Source organism: Glutamicibacter uratoxydans (assembly GCF_050753455.1).
Lineage (GTDB): Bacteria > Actinomycetota > Actinomycetes > Actinomycetales > Micrococcaceae > Glutamicibacter > Glutamicibacter uratoxydans_A.
Window position 1 is genome coordinate 3162218 of record NZ_CP192736.1, and the last position, 18678, is coordinate 3180895.

An 18678-nucleotide genomic window follows, 5' to 3' on the forward strand; every position below is an offset into this window, starting at 1 on the left:
GTAATAGGAGTACCGAGTTTCGGCAGTGTTTGTCGATCACTTCGGCTACATGAGAGGGAACATCTTGAAGGTCAAGAATCTAATGCTGGTCGGCATTGCCAGCTTGTCACTCGCACTGGCGGGATGTGGGTCGGGCAATGAGTCGCCGACAACATCTGGCACGTCAAGCGGAGAGTTGGCCGAGGGGGTCTATATCACCGACTCCGGGGCTCAGGCACTAGCCTTGGGTGACCCGGTCAGGGGTGGCGCATTGACTGTGGGGCACTTTGCTCCCGTCGAATCCTTGGACCCGACGACTTCAGTGGGTAGCGGGGCCGCGGTGATGCGCGCCATTTTCGATGTTCTCTTCGTGTACGATGCCAATGGCGATGTTGTTCCGGAGCTGGCCGAGTCGATCGAAACCACCGATGGTGGCAAGACCTGGATCATGAAGCTACCAGCAGCCGTTAAGTTCACCGATGGCACCGACTTCAACGCACAGGCTATTGTCGCCCACCTCGAGAATCTGGCTGCGGAGGGTTCAATGTCCCGCGCTGCTGGTGACGTGCGTCAGATTGAATCCATGAACACCCCGGATGATCTTACGCTGGAGATGGTGCTCAAGGAACCAAACATGACCTTCCCGAAGGTCTTTGTCTGGGGCATTCCCGGCGGGCCGTCAATGATCCCTTCTCCGACGGCAGTGAAGGAACTCGGCGACTCCTTTGGCGCCAAACCTGTAGGTGCTGGCCCGTTCAAGGTGAAGTCCTTCCAATCCGGCGGAGATGTGGTTCTGGAACGCAATCCGGATTACTACATGGATGAATATCCATACTTGGATGAATTGACGTTCAAGAACACCACGGACTCCCAAGCACGTCTTGCGGCGGCTCAGGCCGGGGACATTGACATGGGATCCTCCAAAGCCGCCACGGATATGGTGCAGGCAGAAGCGGCTGGTCTAACAGCTCTCTACCAGCCAGATGGCAGCTACTACAATCTGCTGTACAACCTGGCTGAAGAGCCATTCGATGATGTCCGCTTTCGTACCGCGGTCATTCATGCACTCGATCTGAACGCCTTGAATGAGGCGGTCTTTGACGGCCTCCATACCCCGATGCAGGGCATGGTTCCAACATCAAACCCCCACTTCGTGGAAACGGACTGGCCAACCTTTGATGTGGAAGCGGCAAAGAAGCTAGTCACGGAGTACGAGGCTGACGGAGGCAAGGCCGAGTTCACCGTGACTACCACCAGTCCGCCGGAGTTCCAGAAGCAGGCTGCAGTCATGCAGCAGATGCTCCAGGACGCTGGCATCACCATGAATATCAATGTTGCTGATCAGCCAACCATGGTGACCGAAGCCTTGGCCGGAAAATTCCAGGCCCAGCACCGCTACGTGGACGTTCGTGAAGAATTCGACCAGTTGTTGCGCACCGGTTACCACAGCAACTCCACCGGTAACTTCAGCCAGGTGGGCAACCCTGACTTAGATGTCCTATTGGACGAGTTAAAGACTCAGGAAGGTCAGGACCGCAAGTCTGAGATCTACGCTGACATTCAGGAAGTATTGGCCGAATGGGTGCCAATCACTCCGCTGGTTGCCCACAGCGACGGTTGGTACGTCGGTGACGAGGTTGGCGGGTTTCCAGGTGTTCGCGTCGGCGTTTCCGAACCAGATTGGCGTCAAATCTGGAAGAAAGAGTCCTAGGGGGAGCACGGTCGGGTAGCGCCCGGCGAGATATCTGAAGTTGTGCAGTGGCCGGGTGATCCGTTTGGATCACCCGGCCACTTTTGTTTGTCTTCAAATTCGATTCCATCCCTTGGATCGAGATCTGGGCGAAGTCGGCACTGGAAAGAGGTGTCTACCGGCCGGGGCGTGGCCGCAGAGACACCATCCGCTGCAGAACGCCGGGAGGTCTGATCTGCGCCCTAAAAAGTTCACCACGATGTCCCGCAGTCATGAAACCGGGAGTTTGGACCCGGGAATGCACTACCGCCTATTCTGGCGCTCCCCCAGATCGCATTCCACCGCTTGGTTGCTCTGGCCAGCTCTCACGGCATTGTCACCACCAGTGACGCGGCTCGTGATTCAATTGTCGAATCGAACTGCGACGTCAGCGTGTACTGCATTCCGCGAAGCTCCTCGGCCTCTGGACAGTACTGAACGCTCGCGGCGGCCACCACCGGCATATCCTCGAATCATTAAATCCCTAGCACAGAGAACTGCCGTCAGGACCTGTAGACGATCTTGACGGCAGTTCTCGAAATGTTCCCTTCACCGAAGGGTTATATAATTTTTAGCGGCGCGCCTTAGTCCTCGATCGGGTGGTGGCAAGCAACCTGATGGTCATCACCGATGATCTTCAGCTCCGGCATCTCGTCCTTGCAGATTTGAGTTGCGGCCGGGCATCGTGATGCGAACGGACACCCGGTGCCGTCATACTTCACCTGTCCAGAGTCGCTTTGAACCGGCTTTAGCTTTCGTTGCTCACCGGGCTTCGGCACCGAGTCCAGCAGCAGGTTCGTGTAATGATGTCGCGGACGGCTGTACAGCTCGGTGGATGGCGCCACCTCACACATCCGGCCCAGATACATCACTGCAACACGGTCACTAATATTGGCTACTACCGCTAGGTCATGGGAGATAAAGACCATGGACAGGCTGTACTCTTCCTTCATCTCTTCGAGTAGGTTGAGTACCTGTGCCTGCACCGAAACGTCCAGTGCGGACACGGGCTCGTCACAGATCATAACTTCGGGCTCTTGAGCGATCGAGCGTGCGATCGAGATCCGCTGGCACTGACCACCGGAGAGCTGGTGTGGGCGCCGGCTGGCCATCTGACGGTCCACACCCACCGACTGCAGAATCTCCAGAGCACGTTCCTTAGGATTCTTATGCCCTATCAACGTCAGCGAATCCATAACGATTTCTTGCGCGGTGCGGCGCGGATTCAGCGAAGCGATCGGATCCTGGAAGATCATCTGCAGGCGGTTACGTACCCCGCGAAGCTCCTTCTGGCTCAGCTTGCTCAGATCCAAATCACCTAGCATCACCTCACCTTGAGTTGGCCTCGGAAGCTGAATCAGCGACTTTCCGGTGGTCGATTTTCCACACCCCGATTCACCAACCAACCCCAACGTCTCGCCGCGGCGCACGAAAAGATCCACTCCGTGCACCGCACGGAATGGCTTCTTGCCTCGCACCGGGTAGTCAACAATGATCCCCTTGGCATCCAACACGATGTCGTCGGCTGCCTGAACCCCTTCTTTAACAGAGACATTCACCGAACTATTCGTACTCATTAGCGAACTCCTGTCGAATCTGAAGAATTAGCCGGATGGGACCCAGCAGAAAGATCCACGGCATCCGCTGCGTAGAGGTCGTGGTGACACGCGACCACGCGCTTGTCGCCACGCGCAAGCAGCAAGGGGCGCTCATGTCGGCAGATCTCGGTGGCCAGCGGGCAACGGTTGGCAAAGGAACAGCCTGGCGGCAGATCCACCAGCTGCGGCGGGCTACCGGGAATGGTCTGCAGCACCGTATGCGGTGGCGTGTCCATGCTCGGGCGAGCTTCTTCCAACAGCTTGGTGTACGGATGCTCGGGGTGATTAAAGATCTCCTCGGCAGGACCGGATTCGACGATACGTCCGGCGTACATCACCGACACATGATCACAACGCTCGGCGATCAATGACAGGTCGTGAGAGACCAGCAAAATCGCCAGATTGCGTTCTTTGCGTAACCGGTCGAACAAGTCCAAAATCTGTGCCTGAACGGTCACGTCAAGTGCTGTGGTTGGTTCATCGGCAATTAACAGTTCTGGGTCACATGCCAGCGCGATCGCGATCATGACACGTTGTCGCTGACCACCGGACATCTCGTGAGGGAAGGAACGCAGACGCTCGGCCGGATGCGGGATACCGACCTGTCCGAGCAATTCTTCGGCCCGGACCAGGGCAGCCTTCTTTGAAATACCAAAATGACGAATCATCGGCAGCGCCAACTGCATCCCGATTCGCATCACGGGGTTCAGGGCAGTCATCGGATCCTGGAACACCATGGACACGTGTTTGCCACGGATACTTTCGCGCATTTGGTCTTCATTCAGGTCCATGATTTCGCGGCCCTTGAATTTGATTGAACCGGTGCGGGTAACCATCCGCTGGCGTGGCAATAGATCCATGACCGCTCGGGAAGTCACCGACTTGCCTGAGCCTGATTCACCGACTAGTCCGTGAACCTTGCCGGCTTCGAGTTTCAACCCCACACCGTTGATGACCTCGGCGATCCCATTGCCGGTATCAAAGTGGATGTTGAGGTCTTCAATTTCAAGTAGCGGGGATGAATCTGCGGTGTTTTCCCGAACCTCTGGTGAAGTGCTCATTACAGCGCGGCCTCCTTAATGTCGAAGCGCTTGCTAAAGAATTCGGCCAGGAAGTTCAATGCGAGCAAAGTGATGAACATTGTTGCTGCCGGCAACAGGACGATATGTGGCAAGGTCGAGAGTTCGGCTCGGCCGGTACCCATCATCGATCCCCAGCTCGCGGCCGGAGGTGGAACACCCAGACCGAGGAAGCTCAGGGAAGCCTCAGCCACGATAGCCACCGCAATCATGACGGTTGCGTAGGCAATGATCGGAACGATCACGTTAGGCAGAATTTCACGGAACAGAATCCGCAAGCTGCTAGCCCCCATACTGCGAGCAGCCACCACAAAGTCACGGTTGACGAAGGTCAGAGTTGCCGAACGCGCCACACGCGCAAGAGCAGGTGAGGCCACAATGCCGATACCGATAATGATGGTCCACAGGCCCGGGCCCATAAAAACACTCAAGGCAATCAGCGCGACGATGGAGGGGAAGGCCAGCATGATGTCCAGCGCGCCGCTAATCACACGGTTAACCCAGCCACCAAAGAAGCCAGCGCAAATACCCAAGGTCGAGCCGATGATTACGGCAACGAGGATGGCGCCGATACCGGCGGTCAACGAGACCTGCGCACCAACAATCAATCGCGAGAGCATGTCACGCCCGATTTCATCGGTACCCAGAATATGTCCCGGGCTAAAGGGTAGTGCACCGATCGCAGCGTAATCACTTCGAGCAGGATCAGGTAGTGGCAACAGTGGGAAGAGGATGATCGATCCGAAGAGGATGACCAACCAAGCAACGGATAATGTTAGTGCCAGTGGGCGGCGTTTGGCCTTGCGCTTGCGGCTTGCCTTGGTGACTGCGAGTTGTGCCGGCTGCGAGGCGGGTGGGAGATTTTTTATATCGGTGCTCATGCTTCAACCCTCGGGTCAAGAATTGTGTAGAAAATATCCACGAGAAAGTTCGCCACAACGTAGGCCGCTGCCACAAACAAGATCACACCTTGGACCAATACGTAGTCGCGGTTGTTAATCGCAGCGTAGAGCAAGGTTCCAATGCCTGGAAGACCACTGATCAGTTCGATAATGATCGTTCCGCCGATCAATGTACCGATATTGATACCAACCACGGTGACCAAGGTCGGCAGCGATGGCTTCAACGCGTAGCGGAAGAGCACGGTGCGTGACTTCAGCCCCTGTGAGCGGGCTACAAGAATAAAGTCTTCCTGAAGAACACGAATCATTTCGTTTCGGAGCACACGCATATACAGCGGGATCAGACCAGCCGATAACGCGAGTGTCGGGATTATCAGCGACTTGATATTTTCCCAAAGCCCCTCGTTCATCGGCACGAAACCAATCGCCGGCAACCAGCCGAGCATAACGGAAAAAATCACAATACTTACCAGCGCAACCACAAAGTTCGGGATCGATTGCAGGCCGAAGGCAAAAACTGCGGTGACTTTGTCAAACATGGCGTCACGGCGCTTAGCAGCGGCGATGGCCAGGGGGATGGCAATGGCTAACGAAACGACTTCGGCCATGAGTAGCAACTGCAAGGTGACCGGCAGTCGCTCGGCGATCGCTTCGGTCACAGCCTGGCCGGTACGGAAGGACATCCCCAGATCCCCCTGCAATGCATTTCCAAACCAGCCAAAAAATCGCACTAGTAGCGGTTGATCTAACCCCAGTTGTTTTCGAATCTCCTCGACGGCATCCTCTGTCGGGTTAGCGCTCGAGGCGACAATTACTTCGGCGGTATCGCCAGGCAGCAGGTCAAGGAGCAAATATACTAGAAAGCTCACCCCAAATAGCACGGCTATTAAATGAGCAAACCGTATGCCTGCGAGACGTAATCTGGACACTAAATTCTCCATGGTGACTTGTTTGATTGAAGTACCCGCTACTTGCCACGTAACAACAGGCACCGTCCGCATAACCATATGTGCTGTCAGTCACATGCGCAGTAGGCATGTTCCAGAACTTGGAACGATCACTACAAATATTTTTACTTTCGACCTTTACCCCCACCACTGACCCAACTCAAGAATCCGCAGTGGGTGTCCGTTGACGAGGTCAACACGTCGCCGAGGCGCAGCGACGTTTGGACTATCCGAGCACATATAGATTGAACTCGGCTCCGCTATTCCATCTGGCGCGAGAATCAGGGGAAACTACCCGCCTAACGGGCGCCGGAATAGCTTTTGGCGTCAATTGCGGCGCGGCTCGACCGAGATGGAGCCCACCCCGAGTGAGGCTCACCACCCGGAGGTAGCGTTCCACGCATTGGTCCGTTCTGAAAATCCTGTAACAGTTGTTCCAGCTTTCGGAACAGCAATATTTGTTTCTGCGCAGAAAAATTGAATACTGTGATCAGCCTTACATCGAAGGGTGGTCCCTCCAGCAGGGATTTAGTCCAGCTCTGCGTGGCAGTAAATATCCATGTGGAACCTCGACTCAAAATTTATTCACAGGCAAACTCACAGGCAAGAGGAGCAGCTCCATGAGCGTTACCGAACTAGAGCATTCGACATCTTTGGAATCAGCAGCAGGAATCACCGCCCGCCCAAAGGTGCGCAGCTTGGGCTACGTCGTCGTTGAAGCAACGAATCTGGACGCTTGGGTTGCCTTCGCTTCTGACCTTCTGGGGCTGCAGCTGTCGGTACGCACCGATGACCGCCTAGAGTTCCGCATGGATGAGAAGGAATACCGCCTGATCATCAACAAGGGTGAAACCGACGGCGCTCGCGTCATCGGTTGGGAAGTTAGCGGTCCAAAGGATCTGGCGCAGCTCTCCCAGATTTTGACCGAGGCCGGCTACGAGGTCACCCAAATGAATGCGGAAGAAGTGCGCGAACGTCGCGTCACTGCCGGCGCCCGTTTCGATGACCCGGACAAGCTCCTCACACTGGAACTGCACTACGGACTACGCGAAGCCACTGACCGTCTCGTCACGCCTCATGGCAACCGGTTCATCACAGGACGTGGCGGTCTGGGTCACGTATTCCAGGCTGTGAAAAACTGGGACGCCTACAACACCCTGTACTTCGACTTGCTGGGCTTCTCTCTGAGCGACCACATTGAAGGTGGCCCAAATGGGGAAATTGACCTGACCTTCCTGCACTGCAACGAGCGCCACCACTCCTACGCCTTCGCCGAACTGCCAAATGTTGGCTCAGCCGTGGGACACCTGATGTTCGAAGTCGACGAACTCGATGTCGTGGGACGTGCTTGGGAAAAGGTGCTGGAAGAAGACGCCGCACCAATCCTGTCGACTCTCGGTAAGCACACCAACGACAAGATGATCAGCTTCTACGTTCGTAGCCCATCGAACTTCGGTATCGAATACGGTACCGGCGGAATCGTCATTGACGAGAAGACCTGGACACCAACTCGCTACTCAGCAGCCCACTACTGGGGGCACAACCGCAAGACCCCTGTCGATCCAACCGACGCAGCGGACAACTCGTAACTCTTTGCCACAATGGAGAATGACATGACTGAAGTACTGCCGCAGACTGAAGCTTCCGCCGCAGATAATGTGCTGGAACGCGTCGAGGCCCTCGCCGAGTACTTTGCCGAAAATGGTCGAGCGAATGAAAACTTGGGAAAGCTCACCGCCGATGTTGCTTCGACCCTGAAGGACACCGGCATTGTCCGGATGCTACAGCCGAAGAAGTACGGGGGCATGGAAACGCACCCGGTTGATTTCATGAAGGCTGTTTTAACCGCTGGAAGCGCCGATTCGGCCACTGGTTGGGTTGCTGGAGTGGTGGGTGTGCATCCACACGAACTGGCGCAGGCCGACGATCGACTACAGCAAGAACTGTGGAAGGAAGATCCAGATACCTGGGTCGCCTCACCTTATGCCCCAATGGGTGTCGGCACCCCGGTTGACGGTGGATTCCGTTTCACCGGTCACTGGAAGTTCTCCTCGGGCACCGACCACTGCCAGTGGGTCATGATTGGCGGTTTTGTCGCGAATCCGGACGGCACACCAAACCGCAATGACGTTCGTCATTTCTGTCTGCCACGCAAGGACTACGAAATCGTCCATGATTCGTGGGACGTGCTGGGCTTGCGCGGAACGGGCTCGAAGGATCTGCTGGTCAAGGATGTTTTCGTACCTGATTACCGGGTAATCAGCACCGAGGAAATCACCGCCGGTACTGCTGGCCGTGCTTTGGGTCTAGAAAATCCGTTGTACAGCATCCCACGTGGTGTGATGTTCGCTGGCGCCATCACCACCGCAACCTTAGCCATCGCCGAGGGCGCACTGGCGGCTTCGATCGCGTTTACCCGTGAACGCACCGGCATCACCGGGGCCGCAACAAAGTCCGATCCATACCAGCTCGGTTCTTTGGGTGCGGCCGCAGCCGACATTCAGGCATCGGTCAATCACGTTTTGGATGATTTCTCCCGGGTGTACGACATTGCCGCCGCTGGCAAGGTTGTTTCGACCGAAACCAAGATCGAAGTCCGCCGCAATCAGGTGCGCGCTACCCACCGCGCACTAGCGGCAGTTGATGAGCTATTCCTGCACTCCGGCGGCGCATCCTTGCACTTAGACCAGCCACTGCAGCGCTTCTGGCGGGATATGCACGCCGCGATGAACCACATCGTTAACGTGGCCGAGCCTTGGTACAACACCTGGTCTCGCTCGGCGTTCGGCATGGAAATTCCGCCGAACATCAAGCTCTAATTCGTTCAACTTTTTCTCGAGAAAGAAAGCAGGAGTAGTGACTTCACAAACTAACGAAAAATCCCTGCAGGTAACCCCACAAAGCCAGTACATCGAGCTGGCCGACGGATCCAAGGCTCATTACATGGTGGCCGGACCGGAAGGTGGTGATCCTGTAGTTCTTCTGCATGGTGGCCTTCCAGGCTCCTCCGGCACCGCCGGCTGGCGTTTCATGATGCCGGCACTGGCCAAGGAAGGGTTCCGCGTCTACGCTCCAGACCGCCCAGGTTTCGGCAAATCAGACACCGGCGCCCAATACCGTCCGGTGCGTGGTCATATGAGCTGGGTAGACTTCCTTAAGCAGTTTGCCGATGCGCTGAAACTAGAAAAATTCAACCTCGGCGGCAACTCACAGGGCGCGCAGAGCGCAGCTTACTTTGCGATTACCTACCCAGAGCGCGTCACCAACTTGGCCATGATCGCTACCTCGGGTTTCAACAGCGCCCTAGGCATCCCAGCCGACGCATTGGCCCCCGGTATTCCGTTCCCGCGCTGGGAAGGCACTGCCGAGTCGATGCGCGAAATGATGGGCAGCATCATCCACCGCGGTGAGGCCGTAACCGATGATGTCATCGAATTGCGCACCGCGGCCGCCGAGATTCAGCGTGATTCTTTCACAGCTGCCTCTAAGTGGAACCGTGCCGCCGCTACTGATCCAAATCTTGCTCAACTGTTGGATCTGCGCGGACGCTTGGACGCACTGACCATCCCAATGATTTACCTGTACGGTCGTCAGGATGTGCTTGGACCTGTGGAAAACGCATACCTGCAGGAAGAGAAACTTCCCAACGTACAGTTCTTCTACCCCGACGACTGCGGTCACCAGGGTCAGACCGACCAGCCGGAAATGTTCAATCAGGTCTTCACCGAATTCTTCACCAACGGGAAGGTTTCGGAAAAGACCGCTCAATGGGCCGGGGTGTCTGACCGCCGCCCAGTGAACACCGATATCATCTCGGACTAGTTTAGAGCAAAGAATTGGGGAGAATGTCTATGGGCATTCTCCCCACTTTTTTGTTTCCCTTTGTACTTCACTTTGCCCGGTTACCACCCCTGAGCAGGAAGAATGGTGATATTTCGACAAAGTTTCAGTGGATCTCAGATCCCGGGCTGGTCCAGTGGCTACCCCCCTAACGGCCGAGACCTTTGGTGAGGTTCCAGCGCTCGTTCCTCGTGACTCTAAAATGTATGCACGGATATTTCATCCGGTTGAACGAGATCGTCCAAGAGCAACAAAGTCTTGGCAGGACCTGGATGAAGAAACATATTTCAATGACATCAGTGATATTGAAGCCGCTCTTGTAACCGACTGGACTAGCTGGGCCAACGTCGCGGCAGCATGCGGCACCACCATGCATGCCGAGGCACAGTATCCGCGGCTAGTCCGCCGGGACTAAGGGGACACCAACGGGATGATGGCCGCTGATGAGTGGCGTTACGGCACGCCCTAAGAGGACGGCTTCGACTCCAGCGCCTTGGCCGTAGCCGCCAGAGTTTTGGCTCAGCACACCACCACTCCATCCGCAGGCGTCACGGCCATCTGGTTTGGCTGGGGTGGTATGCTCAGCTCGGCAGGAGCCACACAGCTGATGATGGAACCTGTCCTGGGTATGCTAGTACGCTACACCGATACTCCAGTTCAAGGAACTACCATGCGGTCATTTCTTCGGCGGCTTGACGCGGCCATCGGGTGGAAGTTATCCGGAATCCGTTGGGGTTCCGCCGCCTTCCTCGCAACAGCAATCGATAACGCCGTACTTGGATCGGGGCTGCGGCCCCCACAAGGTGGCCCGCGGAAAGCACTTCGGGCTCTCTTGAGGACGAACTCAACGGTGTCGGCGGATGAGGCGGCCATCGCTTCAATCTAGCGCACATCGGCGGCCGAACGAGAGACCGAGCCTCCCTTGCCCAGGTTCTTCAGGTGAATGACGACTGCCTCTGCATTAAAGTCGGTCGCGTCGGTGAACTTCACCCCGGTAGGTAGCTTCATCACCCAGGTTTTGCCATCATCCCTGCTCTCGAGGGACTTGGCCAGCCCCGGCACGACCTCACGCTTTTCACTGTAGACGAAGAGCGTGCCATAGATAGCACGCATCACGACACTGCCACTGGTTGCCGAGGAGCTCGGGTCCAAAGATTCGATCGGGGCCATCAAACCCACCGACAGTGATCCACCGGAAACCGAGGTGCCGCGCGAAAAGGTTTGCGCTCCAACCTCGGTGACATCAACGCCTGGCCGAAGCGACACACTTCCGACGGAGGTTCCACCGTAACCGGTCCGCCTTCTGCGGGAGTACTCGCGCAGGAGGCTAGGAGCAACGAGGAAACTGCAAGGAAAGATAGAGCGCTTTTATGTGGCGCATACTTGGCCTTACATAAGGCGAACAAGAGAACCTTCGGATATTGCTTAGATCACACTTTCGCGAAACCTGGCGCGCAAGTGCAGCATTTTGTTTCGTTCCAAGAACCAACTAGACATCTACCGTGATTTTGCACCCTACTCGACCACTGAAATTTTCCGCTTTAAAGCAGAAAAACCACTGACCTTCCGAATTCCGGAAGATCAGTGGCTTATCCATGCCCCACTTAAGGGCTTACAGCCTCAACCCTAGGTGGTTACGATCTACGACAGGTACGCTGAACGAGGCTTACTTGCCACCATCAACGGCCCAGACCAGACGCCAGTCTGGGTCAAAGGTGCCCACGCGAGCGCCTGGGAAGCCGCCAACCTTTTCGCCGGCGTACCAGCCGTTCTTGTGGGCCAACAGTGGTGCGATTGGCATCCAGCTATTGAGTTCCTTCTGCAGGTCGCTGAACAGCTGTTCGCGGTTGGATTGACCAGCCTCGGTCTTCAGCTCATCGAAGATGCTGTCAATCTGTGGCAGACCAGCCTTGCCGTTATTACCGGTGGACTTGGAATGATATAGGTTGCGCAAGCCCTGGTCGACTTCTTCACGGACTTCGGTGTAACGGTGCTGTGCCTGGTAATTACCGGATAGCGCTTCGGTTACCATGGTTGGCTGGTCCGAGACATTGATGGTCATCTCGATACCGGCATCACTGAGCATCTGCTGAATCACTGCGGCCTGCTTCTGGAATTCTGGCGGGCTGGTGGTGGTCAGGCTGAATGCAGCGGTGCCGCCGTCGGCCTTGTACTCCTCAACCAGCTTCTTGGCGGCCTCGGGGTCAAAGCCTGGCCAGCCGGTTTCCTCGAAGAACGGGTTGGCCTCCGGGAAAAGACCGGTCATGGTGCTATGCGTTCCACCGAAGGTTGCCTGGTTCAGGCCATCTAGGTCAATAGCCTGAATGACAGCCTGGCGGAAACGAATGTCGTCAAACGGTTCCTTGGTCAAATTGAACAGCAGGTTATAGTAGGTCGAATCTGGCTGGTAGAGCGAGACCAGCCCGCCATTGGAGGCTTCAGCCAAGTCAGTACCGGACTGGGTGCGCCCTAGGTCGATATCCTTGGCGATAGCCGCTGACAGACGCGACTGGGAGTCGGTAGCACTCACGAAGACGATTTCGTCAAGCAGTGGCTGCCCGTCAATATGGTAGTCAGGGTTACGCTCCAGAGTGATGTTGCCACCGGACTGGAAGGACTTCACCTTGAATGGACCAACACCAACCGGAGCGGTAGCAAACTTATCGCCCAGCTTCTCCACCGCGGTGGGTGAAGGAATCATCGAAGGACCACCAGGGAAGCCCCAGACGAAAATCTTTGGGAAGGTCATATTTGGGCTGCTCAGCACGAACTCAACAGTGTCAGCGGAAGGTGCGCTCATGGTTTCGATCTGGCGCACATCGGCGGCAGCACGGGAAACCGAGCCCTCCTTGGCTAGGTTCGTCAGGTGCGTCACCACGGCATCGGCATTGAAGTCAGTACCGTCGGTGAACTTCACACCGGTAGGCAGCTTCATAACCCAGGTCTTACCACCGTCGGCGGTCTCTAGGGATTCGGCAAGGTCTGGGATAACTTCGCCCTTTTCGTTGTAGACGAAGAGGGAGTCGAAGATTGCACGCATGACCGTGCCACCACTGGCCACGGAGGTGGTTGGATCCAGCGACTCGATCGGAGCGATTAACCCCACCGAGAGCGAACCGCCAGCAACAGGGGTACCACGGCTCAACGTCTGCGCGCCAACTGCGGTGACTTCAACACCGGGCGGAAGGGCTTCGCTGGCTCCGACTCCGCCCGAGGCGGTGGTGTCTCCCCCAGTCGAGACGCCGCCACAGGATGCTAGGAGCAATGAGGAGACAGCCAGAAGCGACAGAACTCTCTTTCGATAGCGCATATCAAGCCTTTCAAAACATAGATACGGGGATCATCTTAAGGTTGTGTAGAACACACTCTGGCGAAAATCGCCTAAGAAAGATAGACCGATGTTCCGTCTTGCAGAACATGAAATCGCTCTCACAGAATTTGCTATTTTCCCATTCTTCGTACTCACGCTGTGCAAGCCCATTAAAGTCGGCTAGTCGCCGATTCCTGGATATCAGGAATCGGCGACTAGCCGACCTATTGATTGATTCGCTTTCTCAGCGCAAAGCCGCCTGGACGATTCGCTGATTTCGCTCTATTGACTCTTACTTGCCACCGTCAACCGCCCAAAGCAAACGCCAGTCTGGATCTGCAATACCAATGCGTGCACCCGGGAAACCACCCACGTCTTCGCCAACATACCAACCATTCTTATGGGCCAATAGTGGGGCGATTGGCATCCACTCGGTCAATTCCTTCTGCAAATCGCTGTATAGCTGCTCGCGGTTAACCTGGCCCTCAGCGGTCTTCAGCTCATCAAAGATGGCGTCGATCTCCGGGGTGCCAGCCTTACCGTTATTGCCCGTGGACTTTGAGTGGTAGAGGTTGCGCAGCGACTGATCAACCTCTTCGCGTACTTCGGTGAATCGATGCTGTGCTTGGTAGTTTCCGGATAGCGCCTCGGTAACCATGGTCGGCTGATCCGAAACGTTGATGGTCACATCAATTCCCACATCTCCAAGCATCTGTTGCATGACCGCAGCCTGCTTCTGGAATTCCGGAGGGCTGGTGGTGGTCAGACTAAAGGACGGGGTACCGCCGCCAGCCTTGTATTCTTCAACCAGCGCCTTGGCTGCTTCCGGATCGAAGGCCGGCCAGTTCGTATCCTCATAGAACGGGTTGGACTTCGGGAACATTCCATCCATGGTGGCGTGCGTTCCATTGAAGACCGCGTCGTTCAGACCATCGAGGTCAATAGCTTGGATAACCGCTTGACGGAACCCTGGATCGTCAAACGGCTCCTTGGTCAGGTTGAACAGCAGGTTATAGTAGGTCGCATCCGGTTGGCCCAAAGCCACCAATCCGCCGTTGGCGGCCTCTCTTAGGTCGGTGCCGGACTGAGTTAACCCCATATCTATGTCTCCGGCAATTGCCGCCGACAAGCGCGACTGTGAGTCAGTGGCGCTGACAAAAACCAATTCGTCCAGCAACGGCTGGCCTCCGATACGGTAATCGGGGTTGCGTTCCAGAACGATGTTGCCACCAGATTGGAAAGACTTCACCTTGAATGGACCAACACCTACCGGCGCGGTCGCGAATTTGTCGCCCAGCTCCTTCACTGCAGTAGGGGAAGGAATCAACGATGGACCACCTGGCACGCCCCAGACAAAAATCTTTGGGAAGATCATATTCGGGCTCTGGAGCACCAGCTCGATAGTGGTCTCATCCACGGCGGTCATCTTTTCAATCTGACGCACATCGGCAGCCGCGCGGGAAATCGAGCCCTCCTTAGCGAGATTATTCAGGTGAATCACCACAGCTTCGGCATTGAAGTCGGTACCATCAGTGAATTTCACACCGGACGGGAGCTTCATGATCCAAGTTTTACCCTCATCAGTGGTCTCGAGGGACTCAGCCAACTCGGGAACAACTTCGCCCTTGTCGTCATAGACAAAAAGAGAATCAAAAATGGCGCGCATTACCGAGCCGCCGCTGGCTACCGAGGTCGTTGGATCCAACGACTCAATCGGAGCGATCAACCCCACCGAGAGCGAACCACCGGCCACCGGGGTTCCACGCGAAAGCGACTGAGCCCCTAGCGCGCTTTGTTCGACGCCAGGCTGCAATGATGCGCTGGCCTCGGAATCAGTGCTGGTCGTAGTTCCTTCCTCAGGGGCGGCTCCGCCGCAGGAGGCTAGGAGCAAGGAGGAGACTGCCAGAAGCGACAGCAAACTCTTTCGATAGCGCATATTTGCCCTTTCATATAACGAATGCGAGAACTCCGTCGTGTTGCGTAAATCACACTTTGACGAAATGTCTGCCCAGAAAACAGCGAATCGTTCCGGCTGTTAGAACACGAGAGCGCTTTCAACGATTCTTTATCGCTTTGTGATTTTTGCCCACCAACCTAAGAAGCAGAGCCGCCGATTTTCGGTGGCTCTGCTTCGTTAACTAGCTAGCACTCACGGGGAATCCCGCAAAACATTTGTGCGGGGCACACAAAATCGCTTACGGTTCGGATCACTCAACGGTCAAGCATCAATTATCAAGGCAAGGGTGTCCGGCCGGCTGTTATTTGCCACCATCTACGGCCCAGATAAGGCGCCAGTCCGGATCATAGGTACCCACGCGAGCACCCGGGAACCCACCAATCTTCTCACCGACATACCAGCCATTCTTATGAGCCAGCAGCGGAGCGATAGGCATCCATTCGGTCAATGCTTGCTGCAGGTCGGTGTACAGCTGCTCGCGGTTAGTTTGGTCCTCGGCAGTTTGGATTTCATCGAGAATCCGGTCTACCTCCGGATCACCGGCCTTGCCGTTATTGCCGGTGGATGTCGAGTGGTAAAGGTTGCGCAGGTTCTGGTCGATTTCCTCGCGTACTTCGGTGAAGCGGTGTTGTGCCTGATAGTTCCCCGACAGTGCCTCGGTCACCATGGTCGGCTGATCCGAAACGTTGATGGTCATGTCGATGCCCACGTCACTGAGCATCTGCTGCATCACTGCAGCTTGCTTCTGGAACTCCGGAGGGCTGGTAGTGGTCAGACTGAAGGAAGCGGTGCCACCGTCTGCCACATATTCAGCAACCAGAGCCTTAGCTTCCTCTGGATCGAAGGCCGGCCACCCAGTGTCCACAAAGAATGGGTTAGTGTTCGGAAAGAGACCGTTCATGGTGGGGTGAGTACCGTCGAATGTCGCCTGATTCAAGCCTTCAAGATCGATCGCCTGAATCACAGCCTGACGGAACCTGACATCATCAAATGGCTCCTTGGTGAGATTGAACAGCAGGTCATAGTAGGTCGAATCCGGCTGATGCAGCGAGATCAAGCCCTTGTTTTCAGCCTCAATCAGGTCGGTACCCGATTGGGTTGGTGCCATATCAAGATCTCCGGCAATAGCCGCCGCCAAGCGGGACTGCGAGTCGGTGGCGCTGACAAAGATCAGCTCATCTAGCATCGGTTGATCGTCAATGCGGTAATCGGGATTCCGCTTCAGCGTAATATTGCCGCCGGGTTGGAAGCCGGTCACCATAAACGGTCCCACACCTACTGGCGCGGAACCGAACTTGTCCCCCAGTTCTTTCACCGCGGTGGGCGACGGGATATTGGACGGACCAGAGGAAACTCCCACAGCGAAAATCTTGGGGAAAACCATGTTCGGGCTCTTCAACACGAATTCTATGGTTGCTTCATCAACAGCGGTCATCGTTTCGATCTGGCGTACATCGGCAGCTGAACGAGAGACTGAACCCTCCGCAGCAATATTCTCAAGGTGGATCACCACGGCCTCGGCATTGAAGTCGGTGCCGTCGGTGAATTTCACACCGGTAGGTAGCTTCATAACCCAGGTCTTTCCCGCATCGCTGGTCTCTAGGGACTCAGCCAACTCGGGAACAACTTCACCCTGGTTGTTGTAGACGAAAAGTGAGTCATAGACCGCGCGCATGACCAGACCACCACTGGCGACGGAAATAGTTGGATCAAGTGATTCAATGGGGGCGATCAGACCAACGGTAATGGAACCGCCAGCTACAGGGGTACCACGCGAGAGCGACTGCGCTCCCAGTTCGTCCTGCTGCACACCTGGCGCCAACGAGGTTGTAGCTTCGGTGCTAGTGCCACCATTGGGATTACCGCCCTCTTCCGGAGTGGCACCACTACAAGATGCCAAGAGTAGTGAGGAGACTGCCAAGAGGGACAGTACCCGCTTTTTGTAGCTCATTGTCGGCCTTTCATTACGCAGATACGAGGTTTGGTATTAAGTTGCGTAGCTCACATCCTGACCTAATATTCTATAGAGTATCTAGCTCCGTGTTTCGTCATATAGAACGCGGACATTTTGCCCAGTTATTTGGGCCTTGGACTTATCTCTCACCGAGCTCAGGAACACTTTGGCACCGACACCCGTAAAAACTGATGATCCAAGGCAACCAAATCAGATTTCTGCCGTTGCACTGCCGGAGCGGAGATGACTCGGCAAAAGGTGTTGCACAAACTAGCACCGCACCAACTCCTCGACGCTGTTTCAGCCGACGGAACTAAAAGGTGTGAATTGCCCCTCTTTTGAGACATTGTTATTACACAGTGTCGAGCCGCGTGCAGTAGTTGCCCAGTGCCTACGAAGCTATCGAAGCACGACTGAAAATCCTTACAGTCAAACTATTTAGGCGGGAGAATCCACAGTGTCAGTAAATGTGACTCAAGAATCGGTAGAAGAACTCACGGACGAAAACACCAGCAAGTTCGTCCAAACCAAGGATTGGAACATCCACTACAACGAAGCCGGTAGCGGTCCAGTTCTGCTGATGTTGCACGGTTCGGGCCCAGGTGCCACCGGTTGGAGCAACTTCGGTCCCAACATGAAGGAACTGTCCAAGAAGTACCGCTGCATCGCGGTAGATATGCCAGGTTGGGGCCGCTCAGACGCTTGCCCTCCAGAGAAGCGCGATCACGTTGAGGCCGCGCTGCAGATTTTGGACGCACTAGGCATCGAAAAGGCGGCCTTCCTTGGTAACTCTATGGGCGGTATCACTTCGGCTCGCTTTGCCATGGCCCACCCAGAGCGCATGTCGCACCTGATCACCATGGGTGCCGGCGCACGTTCAACCCTGTTCGCGCCTGCCGGACGCAGCGAAGGTATCAAGGTACTGCAGGACGCTTACCGCGACCCATCCCCGGAGGGTATGCGCCGTCTGGTTGACATCATGACCTTCGATTCAGCCTTCGCCACCGAAGAATTGGTGCAGCAGCGTTCGAATTCAGCCACCTCACGCCCAGAGCATCTGCAGAATTTCCTAGACGGGCTACGCGGCCCGCGTCCAGTTCTGGATTTCTCGCCACTAGCCACCTCGGAAATCCCAGCCCTGATTATCCATGGTCGTGATGACCGCGTGGTTCACTTCGAGAACTCCCTGAACCTCGTCTCGATCATTCCGAACTCCCGCCTTGTTCTGCTGAACCAATGTGGTCACTGGGCACAGGTTGAGCACCCGAAGGAATTCAACCAGCTGGTTGATGGTTTCGTAGCCGGCAACTAGTCCTACGGCTCCGAGAGATCTCTAGGTAATGAGACTCCCTAACCCGTCCTTTCGACGTGTTAGGGAGTCTC

General features: G+C 55.8%; 13 protein-coding genes. 5 read left to right on the top strand and 8 right to left on the bottom strand.

From position 1 onward, the window contains the following. Positions 1 to 64 precede the first annotated feature (64 nt). Positions 65 to 1690, top strand: a complete 1626-nt coding sequence (locus ACQQZ8_RS14505; RefSeq protein ID WP_431710509.1) for an ABC transporter substrate-binding protein — start codon at positions 65 to 67, stop codon at positions 1688 to 1690. Positions 1691 to 2292: 602 nt separating this feature from the next. Here the strand turns inward: ACQQZ8_RS14505 and ACQQZ8_RS14510 are convergent. The 4 genes from ACQQZ8_RS14510 to ACQQZ8_RS14525 are packed head-to-tail and all read right to left on the bottom strand — an operon-like array spanning position 2293 to position 6228. Continuing rightward, on the bottom strand, positions 2293 to 3285 hold the full coding sequence (locus ACQQZ8_RS14510) for an oligopeptide/dipeptide ABC transporter ATP-binding protein (RefSeq protein ID WP_431710510.1): 993 nt from the start codon (positions 3283 to 3285) through the stop codon (positions 2293 to 2295). Continuing rightward, positions 3285 to 4367 (bottom strand): ABC transporter ATP-binding protein, encoded by a 1083-nt coding sequence (locus ACQQZ8_RS14515; RefSeq protein WP_431710511.1) that lies wholly within the window; start codon positions 4365 to 4367, stop codon positions 3285 to 3287. The genes ACQQZ8_RS14510 and ACQQZ8_RS14515 overlap by 1 nt, the downstream gene beginning before the upstream one ends. Further along, positions 4367 to 5266 (bottom strand): ABC transporter permease, encoded by a 900-nt coding sequence (locus tag ACQQZ8_RS14520; protein WP_431710512.1) that lies wholly within the window; start codon positions 5264 to 5266, stop codon positions 4367 to 4369. Before ACQQZ8_RS14520 ends, ACQQZ8_RS14515 begins: the two co-directional genes overlap by 1 nt. Beyond that, entirely contained in the window at positions 5263 to 6228 is a 966-nt protein-coding gene (locus ACQQZ8_RS14525) for an ABC transporter permease (RefSeq protein ID WP_431710513.1), read from the bottom strand. The genes ACQQZ8_RS14520 and ACQQZ8_RS14525 overlap by 4 nt, the downstream gene beginning before the upstream one ends. A gap of 626 nt (positions 6229 to 6854) precedes the next feature. On the opposite strand from ACQQZ8_RS14525, the gene ACQQZ8_RS14530 reads away from it, so the two are divergent. Genes ACQQZ8_RS14530 through ACQQZ8_RS14540 form a run of 3 tightly spaced genes read left to right on the top strand, consistent with a single transcriptional unit; the run spans position 6855 to position 10056 of the window. Further along, on the top strand, positions 6855 to 7823 hold the full coding sequence (locus tag ACQQZ8_RS14530) for a VOC family protein (protein ID WP_431710514.1): 969 nt from the start codon (positions 6855 to 6857) through the stop codon (positions 7821 to 7823). Between the two features lie 24 nt (positions 7824 to 7847). Beyond that, entirely contained in the window at positions 7848 to 9053 is a 1206-nt protein-coding gene (locus ACQQZ8_RS14535) for a hypothetical protein (RefSeq protein ID WP_431710515.1), read from the top strand. 37 nt (positions 9054 to 9090) lie between these two features. Further along, positions 9091 to 10056: an alpha/beta fold hydrolase gene (locus ACQQZ8_RS14540; RefSeq protein WP_431710516.1), complete on the top strand. Its 966-nt coding sequence runs from the start codon at positions 9091 to 9093 to the stop codon at positions 10054 to 10056. A 900-nt stretch (positions 10057 to 10956) separates the two neighbouring features. Here ACQQZ8_RS14540 and ACQQZ8_RS14545 read toward each other — a convergent pair. From ACQQZ8_RS14545 to ACQQZ8_RS14560, 4 genes are all read right to left on the bottom strand, one after another. After that, a complete protein-coding gene (locus ACQQZ8_RS14545) occupies positions 10957 to 11340 on the bottom strand; it encodes an ABC transporter substrate-binding protein (RefSeq protein ID WP_431710517.1) in 384 nt (127 codons plus the stop codon). 400 nt (positions 11341 to 11740) lie between these two features. Then, a complete protein-coding gene (locus ACQQZ8_RS14550; RefSeq protein WP_431710518.1) occupies positions 11741 to 13384 on the bottom strand; it encodes an ABC transporter substrate-binding protein in 1644 nt (547 codons plus the stop codon). Positions 13385 to 13676: 292 nt separating this feature from the next. Then, positions 13677 to 15320, bottom strand: a complete 1644-nt coding sequence (locus tag ACQQZ8_RS14555) for an ABC transporter substrate-binding protein (protein ID WP_431710519.1) — start codon at positions 15318 to 15320, stop codon at positions 13677 to 13679. Between the two features lie 322 nt (positions 15321 to 15642). After that, the gene (locus ACQQZ8_RS14560; RefSeq protein WP_431710520.1) at positions 15643 to 17292 is read right to left on the bottom strand and encodes an ABC transporter substrate-binding protein; all 1650 of its coding nucleotides are present in this window, start codon (positions 17290 to 17292) and stop codon (positions 15643 to 15645) included. A 472-nt stretch (positions 17293 to 17764) separates the two neighbouring features. On the opposite strand from ACQQZ8_RS14560, the gene ACQQZ8_RS14565 reads away from it, so the two are divergent. Beyond that, positions 17765 to 18607 (top strand): alpha/beta fold hydrolase, encoded by an 843-nt coding sequence (locus ACQQZ8_RS14565; protein WP_431710521.1) that lies wholly within the window; start codon positions 17765 to 17767, stop codon positions 18605 to 18607. The last annotated feature ends 71 nt before the right edge of the window (positions 18608 to 18678 follow it).